At 60.7% G+C, this 16121-nt stretch carries 21 protein-coding genes and 2 tRNA genes; 18 read left to right on the forward strand and 5 right to left on the reverse strand.

Translation table 11 applies throughout. The features are described 5' to 3' along the window. Positions 1–14: 14 nt before the first annotated feature. The 3 genes from GJ700_RS12515 to GJ700_RS12525 form a co-directional block, all read right to left on the reverse strand. Positions 15–929, reverse strand: a complete 915-nt coding sequence (locus tag GJ700_RS12515; RefSeq protein WP_154374207.1) for a hypothetical protein — start codon at positions 927–929, stop codon at positions 15–17. Between the two features lie 390 nt (positions 930–1319). Next, positions 1320–1844, reverse strand: a complete 525-nt coding sequence (locus GJ700_RS12520; protein ID WP_154374209.1) for a zinc-ribbon domain-containing protein — start codon at positions 1842–1844, stop codon at positions 1320–1322. A gap of 81 nt (positions 1845–1925) precedes the next feature. Further along, positions 1926–2618 carry an XRE family transcriptional regulator gene (locus GJ700_RS12525; protein WP_154374211.1) on the reverse strand — a complete coding sequence of 231 codons (693 nt, stop codon included), beginning with the start codon at positions 2616–2618 and terminating at the stop codon, positions 1926–1928. 80 nt (positions 2619–2698) lie between these two features. On the opposite strand from GJ700_RS12525, the gene GJ700_RS12530 reads away from it, so the two are divergent. Next, on the forward strand, positions 2699–3019 hold the full coding sequence (locus GJ700_RS12530; protein ID WP_154374213.1) for a Cro/CI family transcriptional regulator: 321 nt from the start codon (positions 2699–2701) through the stop codon (positions 3017–3019). Positions 3020–3052: 33 nt separating this feature from the next. Further along, on the forward strand, positions 3053–3751 hold the full coding sequence (locus GJ700_RS12535) for a hypothetical protein (RefSeq protein ID WP_154374215.1): 699 nt from the start codon (positions 3053–3055) through the stop codon (positions 3749–3751). Here GJ700_RS12535 and GJ700_RS12540 read toward each other — a convergent pair. After that, on the reverse strand, positions 3723–3959 hold the full coding sequence (locus GJ700_RS12540; protein ID WP_154374217.1) for a hypothetical protein: 237 nt from the start codon (positions 3957–3959) through the stop codon (positions 3723–3725). The two genes, GJ700_RS12535 and GJ700_RS12540, sit on opposite strands and share 29 nt — an antisense overlap. A 120-nt stretch (positions 3960–4079) precedes the next feature. On the opposite strand from GJ700_RS12540, the gene GJ700_RS34975 reads away from it, so the two are divergent. From GJ700_RS34975 to GJ700_RS12565, 6 genes are all read left to right on the forward strand, one after another. Beyond that, positions 4080–4688 carry a toxin YdaT family protein gene (locus GJ700_RS34975; protein ID WP_195763875.1) on the forward strand — a complete coding sequence of 203 codons (609 nt, stop codon included), beginning with the start codon at positions 4080–4082 and terminating at the stop codon, positions 4686–4688. Between the two features lie 16 nt (positions 4689–4704). Beyond that, positions 4705–4836 carry a hypothetical protein gene (locus GJ700_RS35880; RefSeq protein ID WP_260117367.1) on the forward strand — a complete coding sequence of 44 codons (132 nt, stop codon included), beginning with the start codon at positions 4705–4707 and terminating at the stop codon, positions 4834–4836. A 58-nt stretch (positions 4837–4894) separates the two neighbouring features. After that, entirely contained in the window at positions 4895–5299 is a 405-nt protein-coding gene (locus GJ700_RS12550) for a FaeA/PapI family transcriptional regulator (RefSeq protein ID WP_195763876.1), read from the forward strand. Between the two features lie 71 nt (positions 5300–5370). After that, a complete protein-coding gene (locus GJ700_RS12555) occupies positions 5371–7320 on the forward strand; it encodes a DNA cytosine methyltransferase (RefSeq protein ID WP_154374599.1) in 1950 nt (649 codons plus the stop codon). Next, a complete protein-coding gene (locus tag GJ700_RS12560; RefSeq protein ID WP_154374222.1) occupies positions 7317–8552 on the forward strand; it encodes a phosphoadenosine phosphosulfate reductase domain-containing protein in 1236 nt (411 codons plus the stop codon). Before GJ700_RS12555 ends, GJ700_RS12560 begins: the two co-directional genes overlap by 4 nt. A gap of 169 nt (positions 8553–8721) precedes the next feature. Then, complete coding sequence (locus tag GJ700_RS12565) at positions 8722–9111, forward strand: hypothetical protein (RefSeq protein ID WP_154374224.1); 390 nt, start codon at positions 8722–8724, stop codon at positions 9109–9111. Between the two features lie 5 nt (positions 9112–9116). On the opposite strand, the gene GJ700_RS12570 is transcribed toward GJ700_RS12565, so the two are convergent. After that, positions 9117–9368, reverse strand: a complete 252-nt coding sequence (locus GJ700_RS12570) for a DUF1488 family protein (protein ID WP_195763877.1) — start codon at positions 9366–9368, stop codon at positions 9117–9119. Between the two features lie 123 nt (positions 9369–9491). On the opposite strand from GJ700_RS12570, the gene GJ700_RS12575 reads away from it, so the two are divergent. From GJ700_RS12575 to GJ700_RS12615, 10 genes are all read left to right on the forward strand, one after another. After that, complete coding sequence (locus tag GJ700_RS12575; RefSeq protein ID WP_154374228.1) at positions 9492–10322, forward strand: hypothetical protein; 831 nt, start codon at positions 9492–9494, stop codon at positions 10320–10322. Continuing rightward, a complete protein-coding gene (gene dnaB / locus GJ700_RS12580) occupies positions 10319–11698 on the forward strand; it encodes a replicative DNA helicase (protein WP_154374231.1) in 1380 nt (459 codons plus the stop codon). The genes GJ700_RS12575 and dnaB overlap by 4 nt, the downstream gene beginning before the upstream one ends. 330 nt (positions 11699–12028) lie before the next feature. Then, positions 12029–12223: a hypothetical protein gene (locus tag GJ700_RS12585; RefSeq protein WP_154374234.1), complete on the forward strand. Its 195-nt coding sequence runs from the start codon at positions 12029–12031 to the stop codon at positions 12221–12223. Between the two features lie 10 nt (positions 12224–12233). Next, a complete protein-coding gene (locus GJ700_RS12590) occupies positions 12234–13049 on the forward strand; it encodes a hypothetical protein (RefSeq protein WP_154374236.1) in 816 nt (271 codons plus the stop codon). Further along, a complete protein-coding gene (locus GJ700_RS12595; protein ID WP_154374238.1) occupies positions 13046–14116 on the forward strand; it encodes a tyrosine-type recombinase/integrase in 1071 nt (356 codons plus the stop codon). Before GJ700_RS12590 ends, GJ700_RS12595 begins: the two co-directional genes overlap by 4 nt. A gap of 88 nt (positions 14117–14204) precedes the next feature. Beyond that, positions 14205–14642 (forward strand): antiterminator Q family protein, encoded by a 438-nt coding sequence (locus GJ700_RS12600; protein WP_154374240.1) that lies wholly within the window; start codon positions 14205–14207, stop codon positions 14640–14642. 123 nt (positions 14643–14765) lie between these two features. Beyond that, positions 14766–14927, forward strand: a complete 162-nt coding sequence (locus tag GJ700_RS34980; protein WP_195763878.1) for a hypothetical protein — start codon at positions 14766–14768, stop codon at positions 14925–14927. 388 nt (positions 14928–15315) lie between these two features. Next, positions 15316–15403 (forward strand) — tRNA-Ser (locus GJ700_RS12605). 10 nt (positions 15404–15413) lie between these two features. After that, positions 15414–15487: transfer RNA gene (locus GJ700_RS12610), tRNA-Gly, on the forward strand. A 25-nt stretch (positions 15488–15512) separates the two neighbouring features. Further along, on the forward strand, positions 15513–15656 hold the full coding sequence (locus GJ700_RS12615) for a hypothetical protein (protein WP_154374242.1): 144 nt from the start codon (positions 15513–15515) through the stop codon (positions 15654–15656). The last annotated feature ends 465 nt before the right edge of the window (positions 15657–16121 follow it).

The raw sequence follows: 16121 nt of genomic DNA on the forward strand, positions 1-16121 counted from the left end.
ATCAGTGGCCCGGGCTACTTGGTGCAGCGGAAGCCGACATCGCCGCTGCGGATGTCGGGCGAGCCGCTGAGGAGGCTGAACACGCCGGCATAGTCGCCGTCGTTCCAGTAGCCGCCGCGCACGAGCGCACGGCCGGACCAGTTCGCATCCGCGTCTGGCCGCCAGCCCATGCCACACTGGCGTGATCCATAAGGTGGCGTGACCAGGGACAGCGACCGCTCGTCGAACCGGCGGGCGACAATGCCGTCGGCGTCGCCCTGCACGTCATCGAACACCCAGGTGTGGATGTTGCCGGCGAGCCCGTAGACACGCTCACCAGTGGACAGCACATGCCAGCTGCGTTCATCCGCTTCGGGCGAGACAAAATCAGCTGCCTGGGCGCTGCTTACCTTTCCCAGATGCAGACCCTGATACACCTGGCCTGCACCCACGGCGCCACCGGTCCAGTTCCCTGGCTGATTGACCACATTCAGGCGGATCGCCAGTTCCTGCGTTTCGCGGGCCAGCTGGTAGCCCGCGTCGGCGCATGCGGCCACTGCTTCGCGATAGCTGACGTTGACCCACGGTTTGGCGGATGGCGACAGCTGCAGCTTGCCGTCGTCTCCTTTGCTGGCCGGATAACGGGCGTAGAGAAAAGCTGGCACCAGCGTGCCATTGGGCAGCAGCGTTTCCGGCACCAGTACGAAGTGCTCATTGCCGCCTTCCGTCAGCCCCAGGGCGAACATCAGCGTCGGCGAGCCGTCGACCAGGCGCTTGTCGCTGTCGCGCACGATCAAGTGCAGGCTGGAGGCCGGGTGGTGGAACTTCGTCAGGCCTTCCCAAGTGCCGGCCACCTGAAGGCCGGTGACGGTATGGCCGTTCAGGCGCGCGGAAAAGGTGCGCTCTTCGATCAGTTCCAGGGCTGCGGAGTGGGTCATGGCGGGCTTCATGGATCAACGTACTCCGGCTGCGGTATGCAGCATGGCCCAGCCCAATTGGCGGCGGACTTCAACGGGTGCTGGCGGGGCGAGGCGGGAGTGCTGGCGCAACTGCATCCAGTTGCGGACTTGTTGCTTCGTGGGGTGGGTGGTGGGCATCGCGGTCTCCATCGTTGAGGTTGCTGCGTCGATGGAATTAGTTTAAGTGCGCTTAAAATTTAAATCAAGCAAAATTTTAAGCTTGCTTAAGCATGGTGGCGCGATCGCTTGTTTGGATGATTTGATTGACGAAAAATAGCCCCGGCTAGCGGGGCACAATGAGGCAGGATGGAAGAAGTGACTAACTGAGCCTTGGCATGCCTACGTCAGGCATGATCAGAACAGGCAAGTTCGCTGATGTTGTCACAGCAGTACTAAGTCGGAAACTCGGCAACTTGTAGAGTTTGCCTGGTTGTGCACGAAGCCCATGTTGAACTCTTTAATGTTCACGGACTTCCCGGCCTTAACTATCTCATAAACGACTTTTGTATTTCTATCGATGCGAGTGCCGCTATTTGATGAATGTACGCATTCAATTTCGATGTCTTTGACATCGTGAACACCATCGTTTCTGATTTTGGTGCTGAGTAACATGACGTTGTCGAAACCGCCTTTATGCCACGCTAATTTATCAAGGTTAATTGCACGAATGGCTTCTTCCTTAGGGTCAAGCTTCGGTGGCGAAGAGGTGGGCGCGCTGCCTTTGGCGGCCGTACCACCGCTAATACCACCAATGATATTTCCCAAGATCCCAATTCCAAATAGCACCGCCAAAACCTTTACGGTAAGCGAGGTTTTCTTTACAGGTTTTGAAATGCCGCACTTCGGGCAGGTCTTCGCTTCGTCGCTGACTTCGGTTTTGCATTCTCGGCATTTGGCTATAGCCATGGACGCTCTCCATCGAGGCTGTTTAATTTACCCATCATATGCCAAATTTCTACATGGAAATCTATCAAATTATCACCATGTTTAAAATTGATCACCTTCCCGCCGAACGACCCGACCAATAATAATGCAGTCCTTGCCGTGGCAGGCCCGGCGGAAGTAGCGCCGCTGGTCCGGGTTGTCGGACATCATCCACCATTGACCCGCATCCCGGGCCATCCGCTTTACCACCGGTTCGCCTTCGTAGTTGATGGCGTAGACAGCGTTGTCTACAAGCTTCTTGTCAGACTTGTTGATGATGACCGTATCGCCTTCGCAGATCGTTGGCGCCATGCTATCGCCAGTTACCGGCATCGCAATGAGTTGTTCCGGGTCGTAGCCTTTCCTTTGCACCCAATTCAACGATATCCCGAGCGTACCGCCGTCGCGCCGGTCCGGCTCAAGGCTGACACCATTTACGCCTGCTTGCAATTTGAGTGAGCCCAGCGGAATCCGCACGATGCCTGGCGAGTCTTCGTCAACGACCACAACGCGCATCGCGCCTGGGATGTGCAGGCCAGGTTCGATGGCCATCTCGCTGGTGCCGTGCAAGAGCCATTCAGGGGAAATTTCCAGGACGGAACAAACCCTTACTAGGTTCGAGCCTTCAATCTTCTTGGTTTCCCCGTTTTCCCACTGGGTTACCGTCGGTGCAGATACGCCAATGAGCTTCGCAAAGTCCGATTTTTTTATGTTTTTAGCAAGACGAGCTTGCGTAAGTCTGTTATGCCAGTTCATTAAGCTACCTTAAATTAAACCGGGTTAAGCGTGCGGAAATTTTGCTTGCGCTTAAATTTAAGCGAGCTTAAAATCAGGCCATGGATAAAGATCGCACGCCCGATGAAATCATTGACGCCCTGGGCGGGACGTCTGAAGTAGCTCGTCTTTGCCAAGTAAGCAATGCTGCCGTTTCGCAGTGGAGGGAAAACGGCATCCCGAATAGCCGGATTATGTTTTTACGCTTGGCGCGTCCTGACGTCTTTGCAACATTGGAGGGGAGGGCAGCACCGACTCGCCGCGCCACCGACCCCACGCCCGCCCCAGGTCATTGCGGCCGCCAGCCAGCATCCCCACACAACATCCTCGACACCGTGCCTAGTAACGCGGTGGTGTCAGCCATCCCGCCCGCGAAAGAGTGATATGGGCGACCAGACCATGCCATGGAGTCCTTTATGAATTTAAAAAGTTTGCGTGATGCCGATGGCGACTTCGCAAGCATCGGAGCTTCTTTGAATGCAATCGGCAATTTCGCCCGTGCCGAGGGCCTTACGCCCCAGCAGATCGTCGACATGTTTGATATCGGCATTTTTGCGCTCACGAAGGTTGGCGGCTATTCCCAGGAGGATGCTATTCGCACCGGTGACGACAGCGCCTCCTTGGCCGCCAAGCGCAGCCTTGTGGATGTGAACGTTAGCGTGTTTCGGCCGCTGGTAGGTTCTTCAACAACGCGGATTGAAGCAGTTCGATTTCACGCCCCACCGCAGCGTGCTGAGCCCCCGCTACTGTCGCTAACGCTGCCGATGGCACTACAGCCGGCAGAGCAACGAATTCTTCGTGACCTTCTGACGAATGCCCTGGAACGGTCTCTATCTTCAAACGATCCGGTGCCAGCTGAGAAGGTCAGCACTAGCGGCGAGGGCTGGCCAAGCCACTGCGTGGTTGTCACCGGTGAATCCTGCCCGCGCCAGATCTTCAGCATAAAAAATGCCACGGCGCTGAGCACGCTGCACTTTCTGCGCAAACTTATCGACACCATCGATCTGGAAAAGCTTGCGAACAAGCAAGGTGAGACATTTGCCCACGACTTTGCCGGAATTATGGGGGCGGTTCCGTTTGGGGCCGTTATGTCATATCCCAAAAAATCTGAATGAACTGCACCACGTCGACTTCCAGAGGACTTGGGTGGGTTCGCAAATATTCCTCGCACCACCCGTCGTTCAGTTGCCCATTCCAAATTTGAAAGTTTTCCAGCGGGAAGTGTTCGTTGAAGAGCGTGAATACGATGCGCTCCCCTTGCTCCAAGGTTCGTCCCCCGTCTTGGCTGACAAGTAAATGTGCGCATAACGTTGATTTTTTCATGAGGGTTCCTTTGCGCTGTTGTTGAAGTTGTGGAACGGAAATAGTAGCGCAATTGGCAACCCTCACCTTATTTGTTGTTTTGTTGATGTTTCAAGAATAGTCATTCCGAAGAGAAATAGCATGCGCAACGAATCGCACAAGAGCCTGATTGGCATGGTCCGCGACCACGTGATCGCCTGGCGCAAGGCCGAGGGCTGGAGCCGCGAAACCGTGGTACAGGCCATCGTGGAGGCGCATCAGCGCATCGATGGCCCGACCGCCAGCGGCATTGTGTTCGACCCCACCACGCGCGATGCGTTCGAACGTCAGAAGGTCAACGCGGACCGGGTGTTCCGCTGGCTGGACGACGAATCGAAGGACAGCAATCTGCTCCCGGCCAACTTCCTGCCGTCGATTCTGGCGGCCATGCCACTGGACGTGCGTTTGCATTGCCTCAGTGATTTCCTGCGCCCGCTGGGCGTGACCGTTTCCAGCGTCGACATGGCTGTCGATTCGTCTTTCGAAGCGTCGGTGCACCTGCGCTCATTGATCAAGGAAACGTCGGAGGCGCAGCTGGCCCTGGTGGAAGTCGGTCCGGACGCCGGTGTGGCGCAGCTGGAGCGCGCCAGCCGGGAAATCAAGGATGTGCAGGAAGTAGCCGGCCGTGCGGCGCGCGCCCTGGAAGCGGCCATGTCGGGCATCCGCGCCGGCGTGGCGAAAGTAACCAGCCTGCGGGGCAGCGACAAGTAAAGAGAGGAGCAGACGTATGAGCCAGCAGCAGACCAAGGAACCGCAGCAACAGCCCGACGACACGCCGGCGTTTGACCCGGGCCACGTGACGACCCGGCAGCACTATGAGCGACTGGCGCGCCAGGCAGCGGCCGAACGCCAGAAATAGGAAAGGCCCGCGTGCAGGCGGGCCTTGGGTACCACAACTTCCACAACTAGAGGTTCAAATGATAGCACAGCATGAAATCAGGCCCCGCGCGCGCCGCGGGATGAACACGGCGCAAGAACGTTCGGCGTCGATCCGGCAGAACATCGTCGATTACCTGGGCCGGAATGGCGCCGCCACGGTGCAGACGCTGGCGGCGCAATTCAGCGCCACCGCTGACCAGGTACGCGGCTACCTGACCACACTGAACACGCATGGCAAGGTGCGGCGGATCGGCCTGATGCCGGCGGAAGCCGGGCGGCCTTCGGCCATGTTGTGGGAGTTAGGCGCGGATGACGAGTTGCCGGACGAAGGTGCGAAGTGCGTGCGCTGGGGGCGGGCTGTGCAGACTGGGGATGTGGCGCGGGATCCATTGGTGGTGGCGTTGTTTGGGCCGGCGTCCGCCGTGCATGAGGTGCGGGTGTGAAGCGCGACCTGATTACCGAAACCCGTGAAATTCTTCACTTCCATTTTTGCTGCGGGCTGGGCGGCGGCAAGATGGGGTTCAATGACGCTTTGCCGCAAGTCGGCAGCCTGGCTGGCGTGTTCCGATGCATAGGCGGCATCGATATCGATCCAGCCGCAATCCGTGACTTCGACAACGCTGGGCCAGGTCGCCCTGGTACGGTCATGGACCTGTTCACGCGTGAGCAATATACGGCTTTCCACGGCAAGGAACCGCCGGCCGGCTGGCGCGAGGCCACGGCCGTCGACATCCGGCGCGCCGCCGGCAACGAATCACCGAACGTCGTTTTCATTTCCAGCCCGTGCAAGGGCGCGTCCGGCCTGCTCAGCGAATCGCTCAGCAAGACCATCAAATACCAGGCGCTGAATGAACTGACGCTGCGCTGCGTCTGGTTGATGTGCGAGGCGTGGGCCGACAACCCGGTCGAACTGATCGTGTTCGAAAACGTTCCAAGGCTTTCGACCCGCGGGCGCCACCTTCTGGATCAGATCAACCAATTGCTGCAGCGCTTTGGTTACGCCGTCGCGGAAACGTCGCACGACTGTGGCGAGATCGGCGAACTGGCGCAAAGCCGAAAGCGCTTTTTACTGGTGGCTCGCCACATGGAGAAGGTGCCGCCTTTCCTGTACGAGCCGGAAAAGAAGCGACTGCGCGCCGTCGGTGATATTTTGGGCCGCATGCCGTTTCCGGGCGATTCGAGCGGAGGCCCGATGCACCGCATTCCGCGCTTGCAGTGGAAAACGTGGGTGCGCCTCGCGTTTGTTGAAGCGGGTAGCGATTGGCGCAGCTTGAACAAGCTGGCGGTGGAGAACGGGCATTTGAGCGATTACCTGATCGTTCCGGAAATGCATAACGGCATGCTGGGCGTCAACGAATGGCAGGCGCCGACCGGCGTCATCGCCAGTCGCGCTGGCCCGAACAACGGGAAATTTTCTGTCGCCGATCCGCGCTATGTGAACGACGGGGATTACGGCCAGCTGGGCGTGCGCAACTGGGAAGAGCCGACCGGGACGATCACCGGCCAGCGTTCGCCTATCCAGGGCGGGTTCTCGGTTGCAGACCCGCGCGCCGGCGGCGCTGACACCCACAAGAACGTCTATCGTGTCGTGCGGTGGCCGGATCACGCCGGAACGGTGACGTCGGGGCATGGCCCGAGTAGCGGCGGTGGCTGCGTGGCGGACCCGCGCCCGCCGGCCGGCCCGATTTTCAGCAAGTACGCGGTAACGCCATGGGATCACCGTACCGGTACGGTGATCGGTGGCGACGACCAAGGTGCATACGCCGTGGCCGACCCGCGTTCAAGTACCGGTTTCGAAGGTGCCGGCAAATACCTGGTTACGCCATTCGACGCCCCGGCCGGGACGGTCATCGCCGGCAGCACCACGGGGCAGGGTGCTTTTGCGGTTGCCGACCCGCGCAGCGCCATCAACAAGCGGCGCGCGGGTGACGCCTACCTGACCGGTGGCCACTATGGCGTCACGCCATGGAATGCCGCCAGCGGCGCGGTCAGCGCCTCGGCAAGCTACGACAACGGGAGCTGGTCCGTGGCCGACCCGCGCATTGACGCAGCGCCTGCGCTGCCTGCGCTGAACGAAAAAACCATCGCGGTCATCCGCGCGCTCGATGGTACGTGGCATCGCCCGTTCACCACGCTGGAGCTGGCCGCGCTGCAATCGCTGATCGATCCGGATGAGCACTGGTCCGACGATCCGCAAACGCAGTTGGAAATTCACCAGGCGAAGTTGGGCAATGCCATGGCGGGGCTGAAGCTGGATGGCGCCAGCGACAGCGCCTGGCGCGAACGCATCGGCAACGCGGTGCCGCGCAAGGCCGCAAAGGCCATCGCCGAAGTGATGGGCACGACGTTGCTGCTGGCGTGGTCGGGCGAAACATTTGTGCTCAGTGCCATGCCGATTTGGGTGCGGCCGGTGGCGGTTGCCATTTCTGCATCGCAGGGCACCCAAGTCGTGGAGGATGTATGACACACAACCAACTCGATATCTTCGCCGCTGGTGCGCGCCGCTTGCAAATGACCGAATCAATCGATTTGGCCATTCAGTCATTGCAAGCCTATGGCACCTCCCATGAGCACTGGGGTATCGCCTGGTCCGGTGGCAAGGACAGTAGCGCGACCCTAACGCTGATCGTCTGGCTGCTCGACACATGCCGCATTCCGCGCCCGAAGTCGCTGACTGTGTTCTATGCCGAAACGCGCCAGGAACTGCCGCCGTTGGCGCTCGCAGCGCGTCAGATCATGGATGAGCTGGCTGAGCGCGGCATTCGTGTCGAGGTGGTCACCGCGCCGATGGATAAGCGCTTCATGGTCTATATCCTGGGTCGCGGCGTGCCGCCACCGAATAACAACACGCTGCGCTGGTGCACGCGCCAGATCAAGATCGATCCGATGGAACAGGCGCTGCGGGCGCGCCTGGATGAACTCGACGGCCAGATCCTGATGATCACTGGCGTGCGCCAAGGTGAAAGCGCTATTCGCGACCAGCGTATTGAAATGAGCTGCAGCAAGGATGGCGCTGAGTGCGGGCAAGGCTGGTATCAAAAGGTGCTGCCGAACGCCTCCGGCCTGCGCGGCCGCCTGGCTACGCTGGCGCCGCTGCTGCACTTCCGTGTTTGCCATGTGTGGGAGTGGCTGCGCCATTGGGCGCCTTTGGCGGAATTCGGTGACTGGAGCACGGCAGCGATCGCTGATGCCTACGGCGGCGATGAGGCGGAGGAAGTGAATGCGCGCACCGGCTGCATTGGCTGCCCACTCGCCCAAGAAGACAATGCACTTGACACCATCCTGGTGAACCCGCAATGGGCCTACCTCGCTCCGCTGAAGCGCATCAAGCCGCTGTGGCGGGAACTGCGCGAGCCGCAGCACCGCTTGCGCAAGGCCGGTCTGGAGATCCTGAAAAGTGGTAAGGCTGCTGCCAACCCGCAGCGCATGGGGCCGCTCACGTTTGAGGCGCGCTTGATGGGGCTCGAACGTGTGTTGGGCATCCAGGCCGAGATCAACGCCGCCGCGCGTGCCGTCGGCCGACCACTGATCGACCTGATCAACGCGGAAGAAGAGTCGCGCATCCGCGAACTGATCGACCTGCAAACCTGGCCGGATGGCTGGGATGGCGACGAGCCGCTGGCCACCACCGTGATGGACACCGTTTATGCGAACGGCGCCGTGCAACCACGCTTATTTTCGGAGGCCGAGCTGTGATCTACAACCCCGGCCACACCGACTATATCCACCAGCGCAACAAGGAAGCGAAGCCCGGGCCCAGCTTCACTATGCAGAAGTGTACCGGCGCCTGCGGCCTGCGCCGCTCCGTCGGCCAGTTCGCGCCTGGTAGCACGGTTTGCCTGCGCTGCGCGCAAAGGGCGGCGCCATGACGGCCGCGCAACTAGACTGGATCGACCTGCTGGTGGCGGCACCCGTCCCGCAGTTTCTGGCGGCCGTCGTCGATGCGCTGAGCCGCTTTCCGGCGGACGCCACCGGCAAGGCCGGCGCCATTCGGCAGAGTCTGCTTTGGCACCACGCCGCGCTGCTCGGTCAGCGCCATGACGGCGCCGCGATTCCGGCGGATGTGTACTTCAAGGACGGGTTTACTTCGCCAGAAATATCGGGATGGGCTGGCCAGCACCATTCCTGGGCAATATCGGACTCCCACATGGAAATGGCAGGCGGCTTCGGTTGCACGCCGGAAGATGCGCGCGCCAGCGCAATGGTGGGATTGATGCTGAGCATCAATGAGCCGGCGCACGGGAGGCAGCCATGAGTTCGCTAGAAATCGGCGGTCTTCAAAAGAATATTTTCACGAACGCCTTGCTCAATTTTTGCACGAGCGACCAACTCAATTTGATCGCGGTTCGCCTCGAACGCCTCGGTCAATTCCACGTCTTCGCCACCAAAGTGGTCATGCAGCGCTTCGCGCGTAATAAGGCATCGCTGTTTTTTGCCGTCGATTTCAACAGGAAAACTGACAGAGTCGAAATCGTGATCAAAAGCGGACCTCAGGGGGAAAGAGATATCCATAGCTACTCCTCGATCGTGGAATGGAAATACTAGCATGAAAAGCAAACCGTTAAAGCCCAGCACCAAGCCTTTGTGGACCGTGTGGAGACCAAGAAAAATCAATGCGCAATCGAGGGGGCAGTAATGGCCGGTGAATGGATTAAAGTGCGCACGAATCTGTGGAATGATCCACGGATTTCCCAACTGTGCGATTTGACGGAAGTGACCAAGCCGGCCGTGATTGGCGCGCTGTATTGGCTATGGGCGTCCGCTGACGAACATACGCAGGATGGCTACATGCCGGGGCTGAGTGTCAAGGCCATCGACCGGGAAACCGGCATTGCCGGCTTTGGCGCCGCGCTGGTGTCGATCGACTGGATTTTGGACACCCCGGGTGGCATTACGCTTATTCGATTTGAGGAGCATAACGGCGCCTCGGCCAAGTCGCGGGCGCAGACCGCCAGGCGGGTAGCGAACCACAAAAGCGGGGGCAAAGTAACGCTTGATTCCGACGATGGTAACGCACCAAGCGTTACCGAAGCGTTACCAGAGCGTTACCCTGCCGTTAGCACAGCGTTACCTAGAGAAGAGAAGAATAAAGAACTACTAAAACCTCTGTCGTCTGACGACGACGTGCGGAAGTGCCCGGTCGGCACGCTGGTCGACCTGTACCACGAGCTGATGCCGTTGAACCCCCGGGTCAAGGTCGTCGGCGACGACCGAAAGCGGGCCATACGTGCCCGCTGGCGGGAAGCCGCCGGGTTGAGCTGCAAGCCGTTCGGCTACCGGACGAAAGCGGAAGGTCTTGCCGCGTGGAGGCAATTCTTCGAAGTCTGCGCCGAGTCGAATTTCCTGACCGGAAAGGCACCGGCCACGCCGGGTAAGGCCCCCTTCATCGCCGACATCGATTTTCTTTTTTCGCCTGGCGGTTTCGCCAAGACGCTTGAGAACAAGTACCACAGGGACGCCGCATGAACGACTTGACCCATACCCTCGCTGTGCCGCCGCACAGCATCGAAGCCGAGCAGGCGGTGCTGGGCGCCATCCTGCGCTCGAACAATGCGCTGGACCAGGTTGGCGATTTGCAGGCTCGGCATTTTTACCGCGACGACCACCGCACGATTTATGCGGAGGTCGTGCAACTGGTGGCGAAGGGGCAGCCTGCCGACGTCATATCGGTTTGGGCTGCGATAGAGGCTCGTGGTGGCACGAACGTGGAAGGGTTGGGGGCATACCTCAACCAGGTCACGCAAAACGTCCCCAGCGCGTCCCGCGCCGGTTACTACGCGCAGATGGTGGTCGACCGGGCACTGCTGCGGGCAACGATCCAGGTGGCCGACAAGGCGGCCGGCTTGGCGTACAACCCGAAGGGGCTGTCCGCAGACCAGGTTCTGGACCAGGTTACGTCCATGGTAACCAGCCTGGCGGAGCGCCGCGTACGCAACGAACCGCGCATGGTGCGGGACATCCTGGTCGAGTTTGTTGACGGCGTCGCCCGGCGCGCCGAAGGGCAGGATTCGGCGATTTCCACCGGCATCCCGGAATTGGACCAGAAGCTGAACGGCGGAATCCGCGCGCAGCAACTGATCATCGTGGCTGGCCGCCCGTCGATGGGGAAGACCGCGCTGTCTTCGGATATCGGGTTGAACATTGCGGATGACCACAGCGTACTCATGTTCTCGATGGAGATGGCGGGCCAGGAGGTGGCGGGCCGTGCGTTGGCCAATCGTGGGCGCGTGCCGTTGGCCAAGGTCATGGGCAAGATCGAGGAACACGACCGCATGGCATGGGACGGTGTATCGAGCGGCTGCGGCCGCCTGGCCAATGTGCGTTTCGCCATCGACGATACGCCGGCCATCACGCTACTTGAGCTGCGTTTGAAGGCCAAGGCGTGGAAGCGCAAGCACGGTCTCGACGTCATCATCGTGGACTATCTGGGCTTGATGACTGGCGGCGATGGCGAGAAGCGCACCGACCAGATCGGCTCATATTCGCGGGGCCTCAAGGCGCTGGCCAAGGAACTGGGGGTGGCGGTCATTGCGCTGGCCCAGCTGAACCGGAAGTCGGAAGACCGCGGCGACAAGCGCCCGATCCTCTCCGACCTGCGTGACTCCGGTGAAATTGAGCAGGACGCCGACGTCGTCATCCTGGTGCACAGGCCGGAAATGCACTCGCCGAACGCAGAGCACCTGCGCGGCTATACCGAACTGATGATCCGCAAACAGCGCAACGGCGCCCTCGGGGATGTGCCGCTGATGTTTGACGGGCCTACATGCCGGTTTATGCCATGGATCGGGCCTTTGCCGGTTGCTGATGACGCAAAACCGGCGAAACGCCGGTTTGACGGGTAGCCACGTGGGATCAATGCGACCAATTATTCGAAACGAACGCATGGGAGGGTGGTGATGGATAAATCGAAAGTGGGGCAACCGGCCCCGGGAATTCCGGTCGCTGTCGACGCGGGTGGCGCCGATGGTGGCAGGGGAAGGCTGCCTGAGAACGCTTCTGCGGCTGATCGGTGCCAGGCCGCGAATTGGCAACTGGCAGTCCTGATCGGGTGGACGGAACTGTGTCAAGCGGGCGGGGCACTATTGGGCAGGCCGCCTTCCGGGGCGCCGGCCTGCCGGGGCCAGGCGCGGGTACCGGATTGGTGCGGCGATTGGAATGCGTGCGGCGACCTGATGCTGGAATACGGCGTCTTTCCTGCACCCGGCCAGATCGACAAGAAGGTGGTGTCGATGATGTATGGGCAACAGCCGCTGGGCCACCTGGTGGTGGCGGATTTTCCGACCCACGGCCATGCTGTGCGGGCTGCTATCGTGTATGCCGTGATCGGGCGTTTGACAAACCGGATGCCGCAGACGGCGGTAAATTGATGGAGGGCGTATGGGGAGCGTTGACAAACAAATGGTGCTGGATCTGGTGCGGCGCCGGCCTGGTGTGCGTGTAGTGGAAATTGCTGACGAACTGGATATGGATGCGGAGCAGGTGGAGAACCAGCTGCGCAGCGAAATCGATAGCGGGGCGATCGAAGTGAAGCAGGTCACTGCGCCGAACGGCCGCGCCGTGAACAGCTATCGTTTCGCCAGGTCAGCCTGCGATGTCGATGCGGTGCCGCGCGTCGCCGCCACGCAAAAGGCCACGCCCATTGCCTTCCCGGCGGTTGCGACAAGGCCGTTGGCAGCCGTTCAGGACGAAGATCACGAACCGGAGCGTGCGCCGGTCGTGGCGAACAAGGTTGATGCGTCGGTGGCGAAAAAGGAAAGTCCTGCTCCGGTAGAAGGCGCGGCGGGCACATCGGCTCCGCCGCAGAACGGCGCCACACGTGTCGACCTTGCGATGGCGTGCATCCGTGCCGCCGGTGAGGACGGCGTGGACAACGTCACGCTGACGAAGGCGATGCAACTCGCGCCAGGGCGCGCGCCATCGAGTTATCTGACCGCGTACGTGCGTAGTGGCGCCGTGACGTACGAAGGACGGATCTGGAAGATGGGCAACGAATCGGCACGACCGGATTGGTCGACCGGCAGCCGGCCGGCGCAAGCGGTGGTGGATAAGCCGCGTGAGGCGAAGGGATTCCGCTGTGGGAGCTGGTCGGACGGCACGGTGGAGCTGGAGCGCAATGGCCTCCGGCTGGCGGTGCTCGACGATGACGAGTGCGATCAGCTGCTGCGCGTTCTGCAGGCAAGGAAAGCGGCATGAGCATCGACGTTTTCAAGCCCGCCGGCAGCCGGGTGTGGCACTACCGGTTCCAGGTGGCCAACAAGCGCGTGCAGCGCAGCACACGGCTGCGCGACAAGGGCAAGGCGCAGCAGTTGGCCGACCGGGAATATGACGCCGCGGTGGCGCGCGCAAACGGCGGGGAACCGATCGCTACTCTCGACGAGATGTTTGCCGAATGGCTACGGGTGCGCGGCCCGATCCACAGCCCGGCGCACCGCTCGTCCGTGGACGTCGTGCGCCGCCTGCACCTGTATGGCATGGGGGCGCTGCCCGTTGATCAGCTGACGACTGCCCGCATCGAGGACGCACGCAATGCGCACCTGGCCACCCACAAAGCGGCATCCGTCAACCATTGGCTGCGTGTGATGACCCTGGTGGTGAAGTGGGGCGTGACGCGCGGCATGGCGCCCGCGTTCCCATGGGAGGTCAAAAAGCTGAAGGTGCAGAAGCGCCCGCGCGCCATCCTGCCGCTGTCGGCCGCCATGGCGTGGTTTGACGAGATTGACCGGGCCACCACGCGCGAGCCTTGCATGGCGGTGGCGATCCGGCTGATGTTCGGCATCGGCCTGCGCGAAAGCGAGGCGACCAGCGCCCGTTGGGAGTGGCTGGACTGGGAGCGTGAAACGTACACGCCCGGCATCACCAAGGGGAAGGAGGCCGAGCCAATCCCGCTGCCGGAATGGCTGCGCAACTACCTTGCTCCGCTGCGCCAGGCCGCCGGGCTGATGGCGCCCTGCAGGGATGGTTCGTCGCTGCCGCCCGGGTTCCATCGCGGCGTGATCCGGCGCGCCAACGCGGCATGCCGTCTGCAGGGCATCACGCCGCACCGCCTGCGCGGCAGTTTCGCCACGCTGCTGTCGGAAGCCGGCGTGGGTATCCAGGACATCCAGGCGGCGCTGCGCCATAAAAGCCCGTTGACGACCATGGCCTACCTGGAGCGCAACCGGTCGAAGGTGAAGGACGCGCAGCAGAAAATCGCTTCAAAAATCGGGTTTTCGCGGCGAGAAAGTGGCGCGGAACTTGAAAGTAGCCTTACAGACGATTGAATGTCATTTTTATCGGTAGTCATCAGCAATTTAAGAATCGAGGCGCATTCAAGCGCCCATAGTCCAGTCCAAAACGAGAGGGAACAGCATGATCGAATATATCCACGCCCGCATGTTTAAGTGGGCCGCATGGTCTAAACGCAAGGAGGATGGCGGGATGGGGTACGCGCCGCGCTCCAGTTGTGCCAACCTGGTGAGCATCAGGGGGACGGCGCCCGGCCCCGGCAGGGTTACCGAAGATGCCGATGCGCTGGAGATAGATGGGATCGTGACCAAGCTGCGCGCTGCCAGCGATCATCAGTACCAAGTGGCATTCTGGTTTTACCTGGCCGGCAATATGACCGCCGGACGCATAGCCAAAGAGCTGAATTGCTCCGAGAGGACAACGTATAACCGTTTGCACTCTTTGCATTTGGCCGTTAAGGAGGCGCTGGAGGATATTGATATTGCAGCACAGGACAGGGCCGCAGACGTGCGGGCGGCTGCGCGCCAACTTCCCGGCAAAAATGTTCGCCGCGCCACTTGACGACGTTGCAGGGTTGCATGTACATTGTGCTACGCTTTCTCATAACTGCGAGAAATTGAATCGAAGCCCGCCCCGAAAGGTTCGCGGGCTTTTTTATTTCTGCTCCAGTTCGCGAGGTCCATCATGACCAAGACGACGCATCCATCAAAGGAAAGCGTCCGCGAATGGATGGAGCGCCGCACGCACGCCGAAGACCCTCCGCCGACGCCGGCGGATATTCGCCGTGAACTGGGCTGGGATTTGATTCCCGAGAACAAACGACCGGACCAGGTCGAAAAGGATTGATCGGTGAGGCCGTGCGCAGGCGAATCTGGCACGGCGCCGATGAAAGGAGGGCTGGGGCATGAAGTAGCTGCGTGGCCGCACAATTCACGAAAGCCACAGCCGGACGCTGCCATGCAGCGCGCCAAACCGGCAGCCGAGACGCTGTACCTCGGCGCCACACGCAAGCCAATTGCGTCAATGCCAGGACGCGACCTGAAATCGCGCACCCTTCAACTGGCTTGCGTGTGGTACGCATCGAATGCAGCTGCGACTACATGGATAGTGTCGCCGCACCTCTTGTCGATGGGGTTGGGAGTCCCCGGCCGCCACAGAACATTTGACGTATCGACGGTAGTCCCGATGCCGCGGCAGAGGACGAGAACGGCGAGCGTTGCGTTCCAGTTTCACCGGTAGCATGGCTGAGAGGCCGAAGGCAGCGGTTTGCTAAACCGTCGAGTCGCAAGGCTCCGCAGGTTCGAATCCTGCTGCTACCGCCAGTTTCACCTCGCGGGCGTAGCTCAATGGTAGAGCTGCTGCCTTCCAAGCAAGAGACGAGGGTTCGATTCCCTTCGCCCGCTCCAGGTTCAATTCCACAGGAGGTGCTGTATGAAGTTCATTACTAGCCTCCTGTGCGGCGCTGGTATAGCGGCATTTAGCGCACTGAGCGCTTTAGCCGTGCCGCAGTACGCATGGGGTTGCGGATGGCTTGGCGCCAGCCTCTACTTCATCTTGATCGTCAACAAGCGCTGATACCCGCGAGGTTTCATATGTCCGCATTCGCCATGTGGCTGATCCTGTTCGGCTACGACAAGCTCGCACCGGTACCGTCCGCGCCACGCGCGCCAACAAACTTCAGCACTTGGCCTTACATATGCACCTCGACCATTGGCGAGATCTGATCACACGTGCAGTACGCGAGGGCGGCTCATCTCTCGACCTGCTTGCCGCGCGTATGGATGACGCGGCACAGGCCAAGGCAATCCTTCATGCAAAAGGATACGGAAGTGCTTGGTCGACAATGACTGCGCAGGCGGCGCAGGTGCACGATGCTCAAGTCGAGCAAACGAGTACTCAAGAATGAAACGTATGAGTTGAGGGTTGAAACTGATGGGCTTGAGACTCCGACTCGGAGAAGAAGGTATATGCCAAAGCGGCCGAAATGCCTGTGCCGACAACGTGGCTGCGGGGAGTTGCTCGATCAGCCCGGTTATTGCT

Source organism: Pseudoduganella rivuli, assembly GCF_009674485.1.
GTDB classification, from domain to species: domain Bacteria; phylum Pseudomonadota; class Gammaproteobacteria; order Burkholderiales; family Burkholderiaceae_D; genus Rugamonas; species Rugamonas rivuli_B.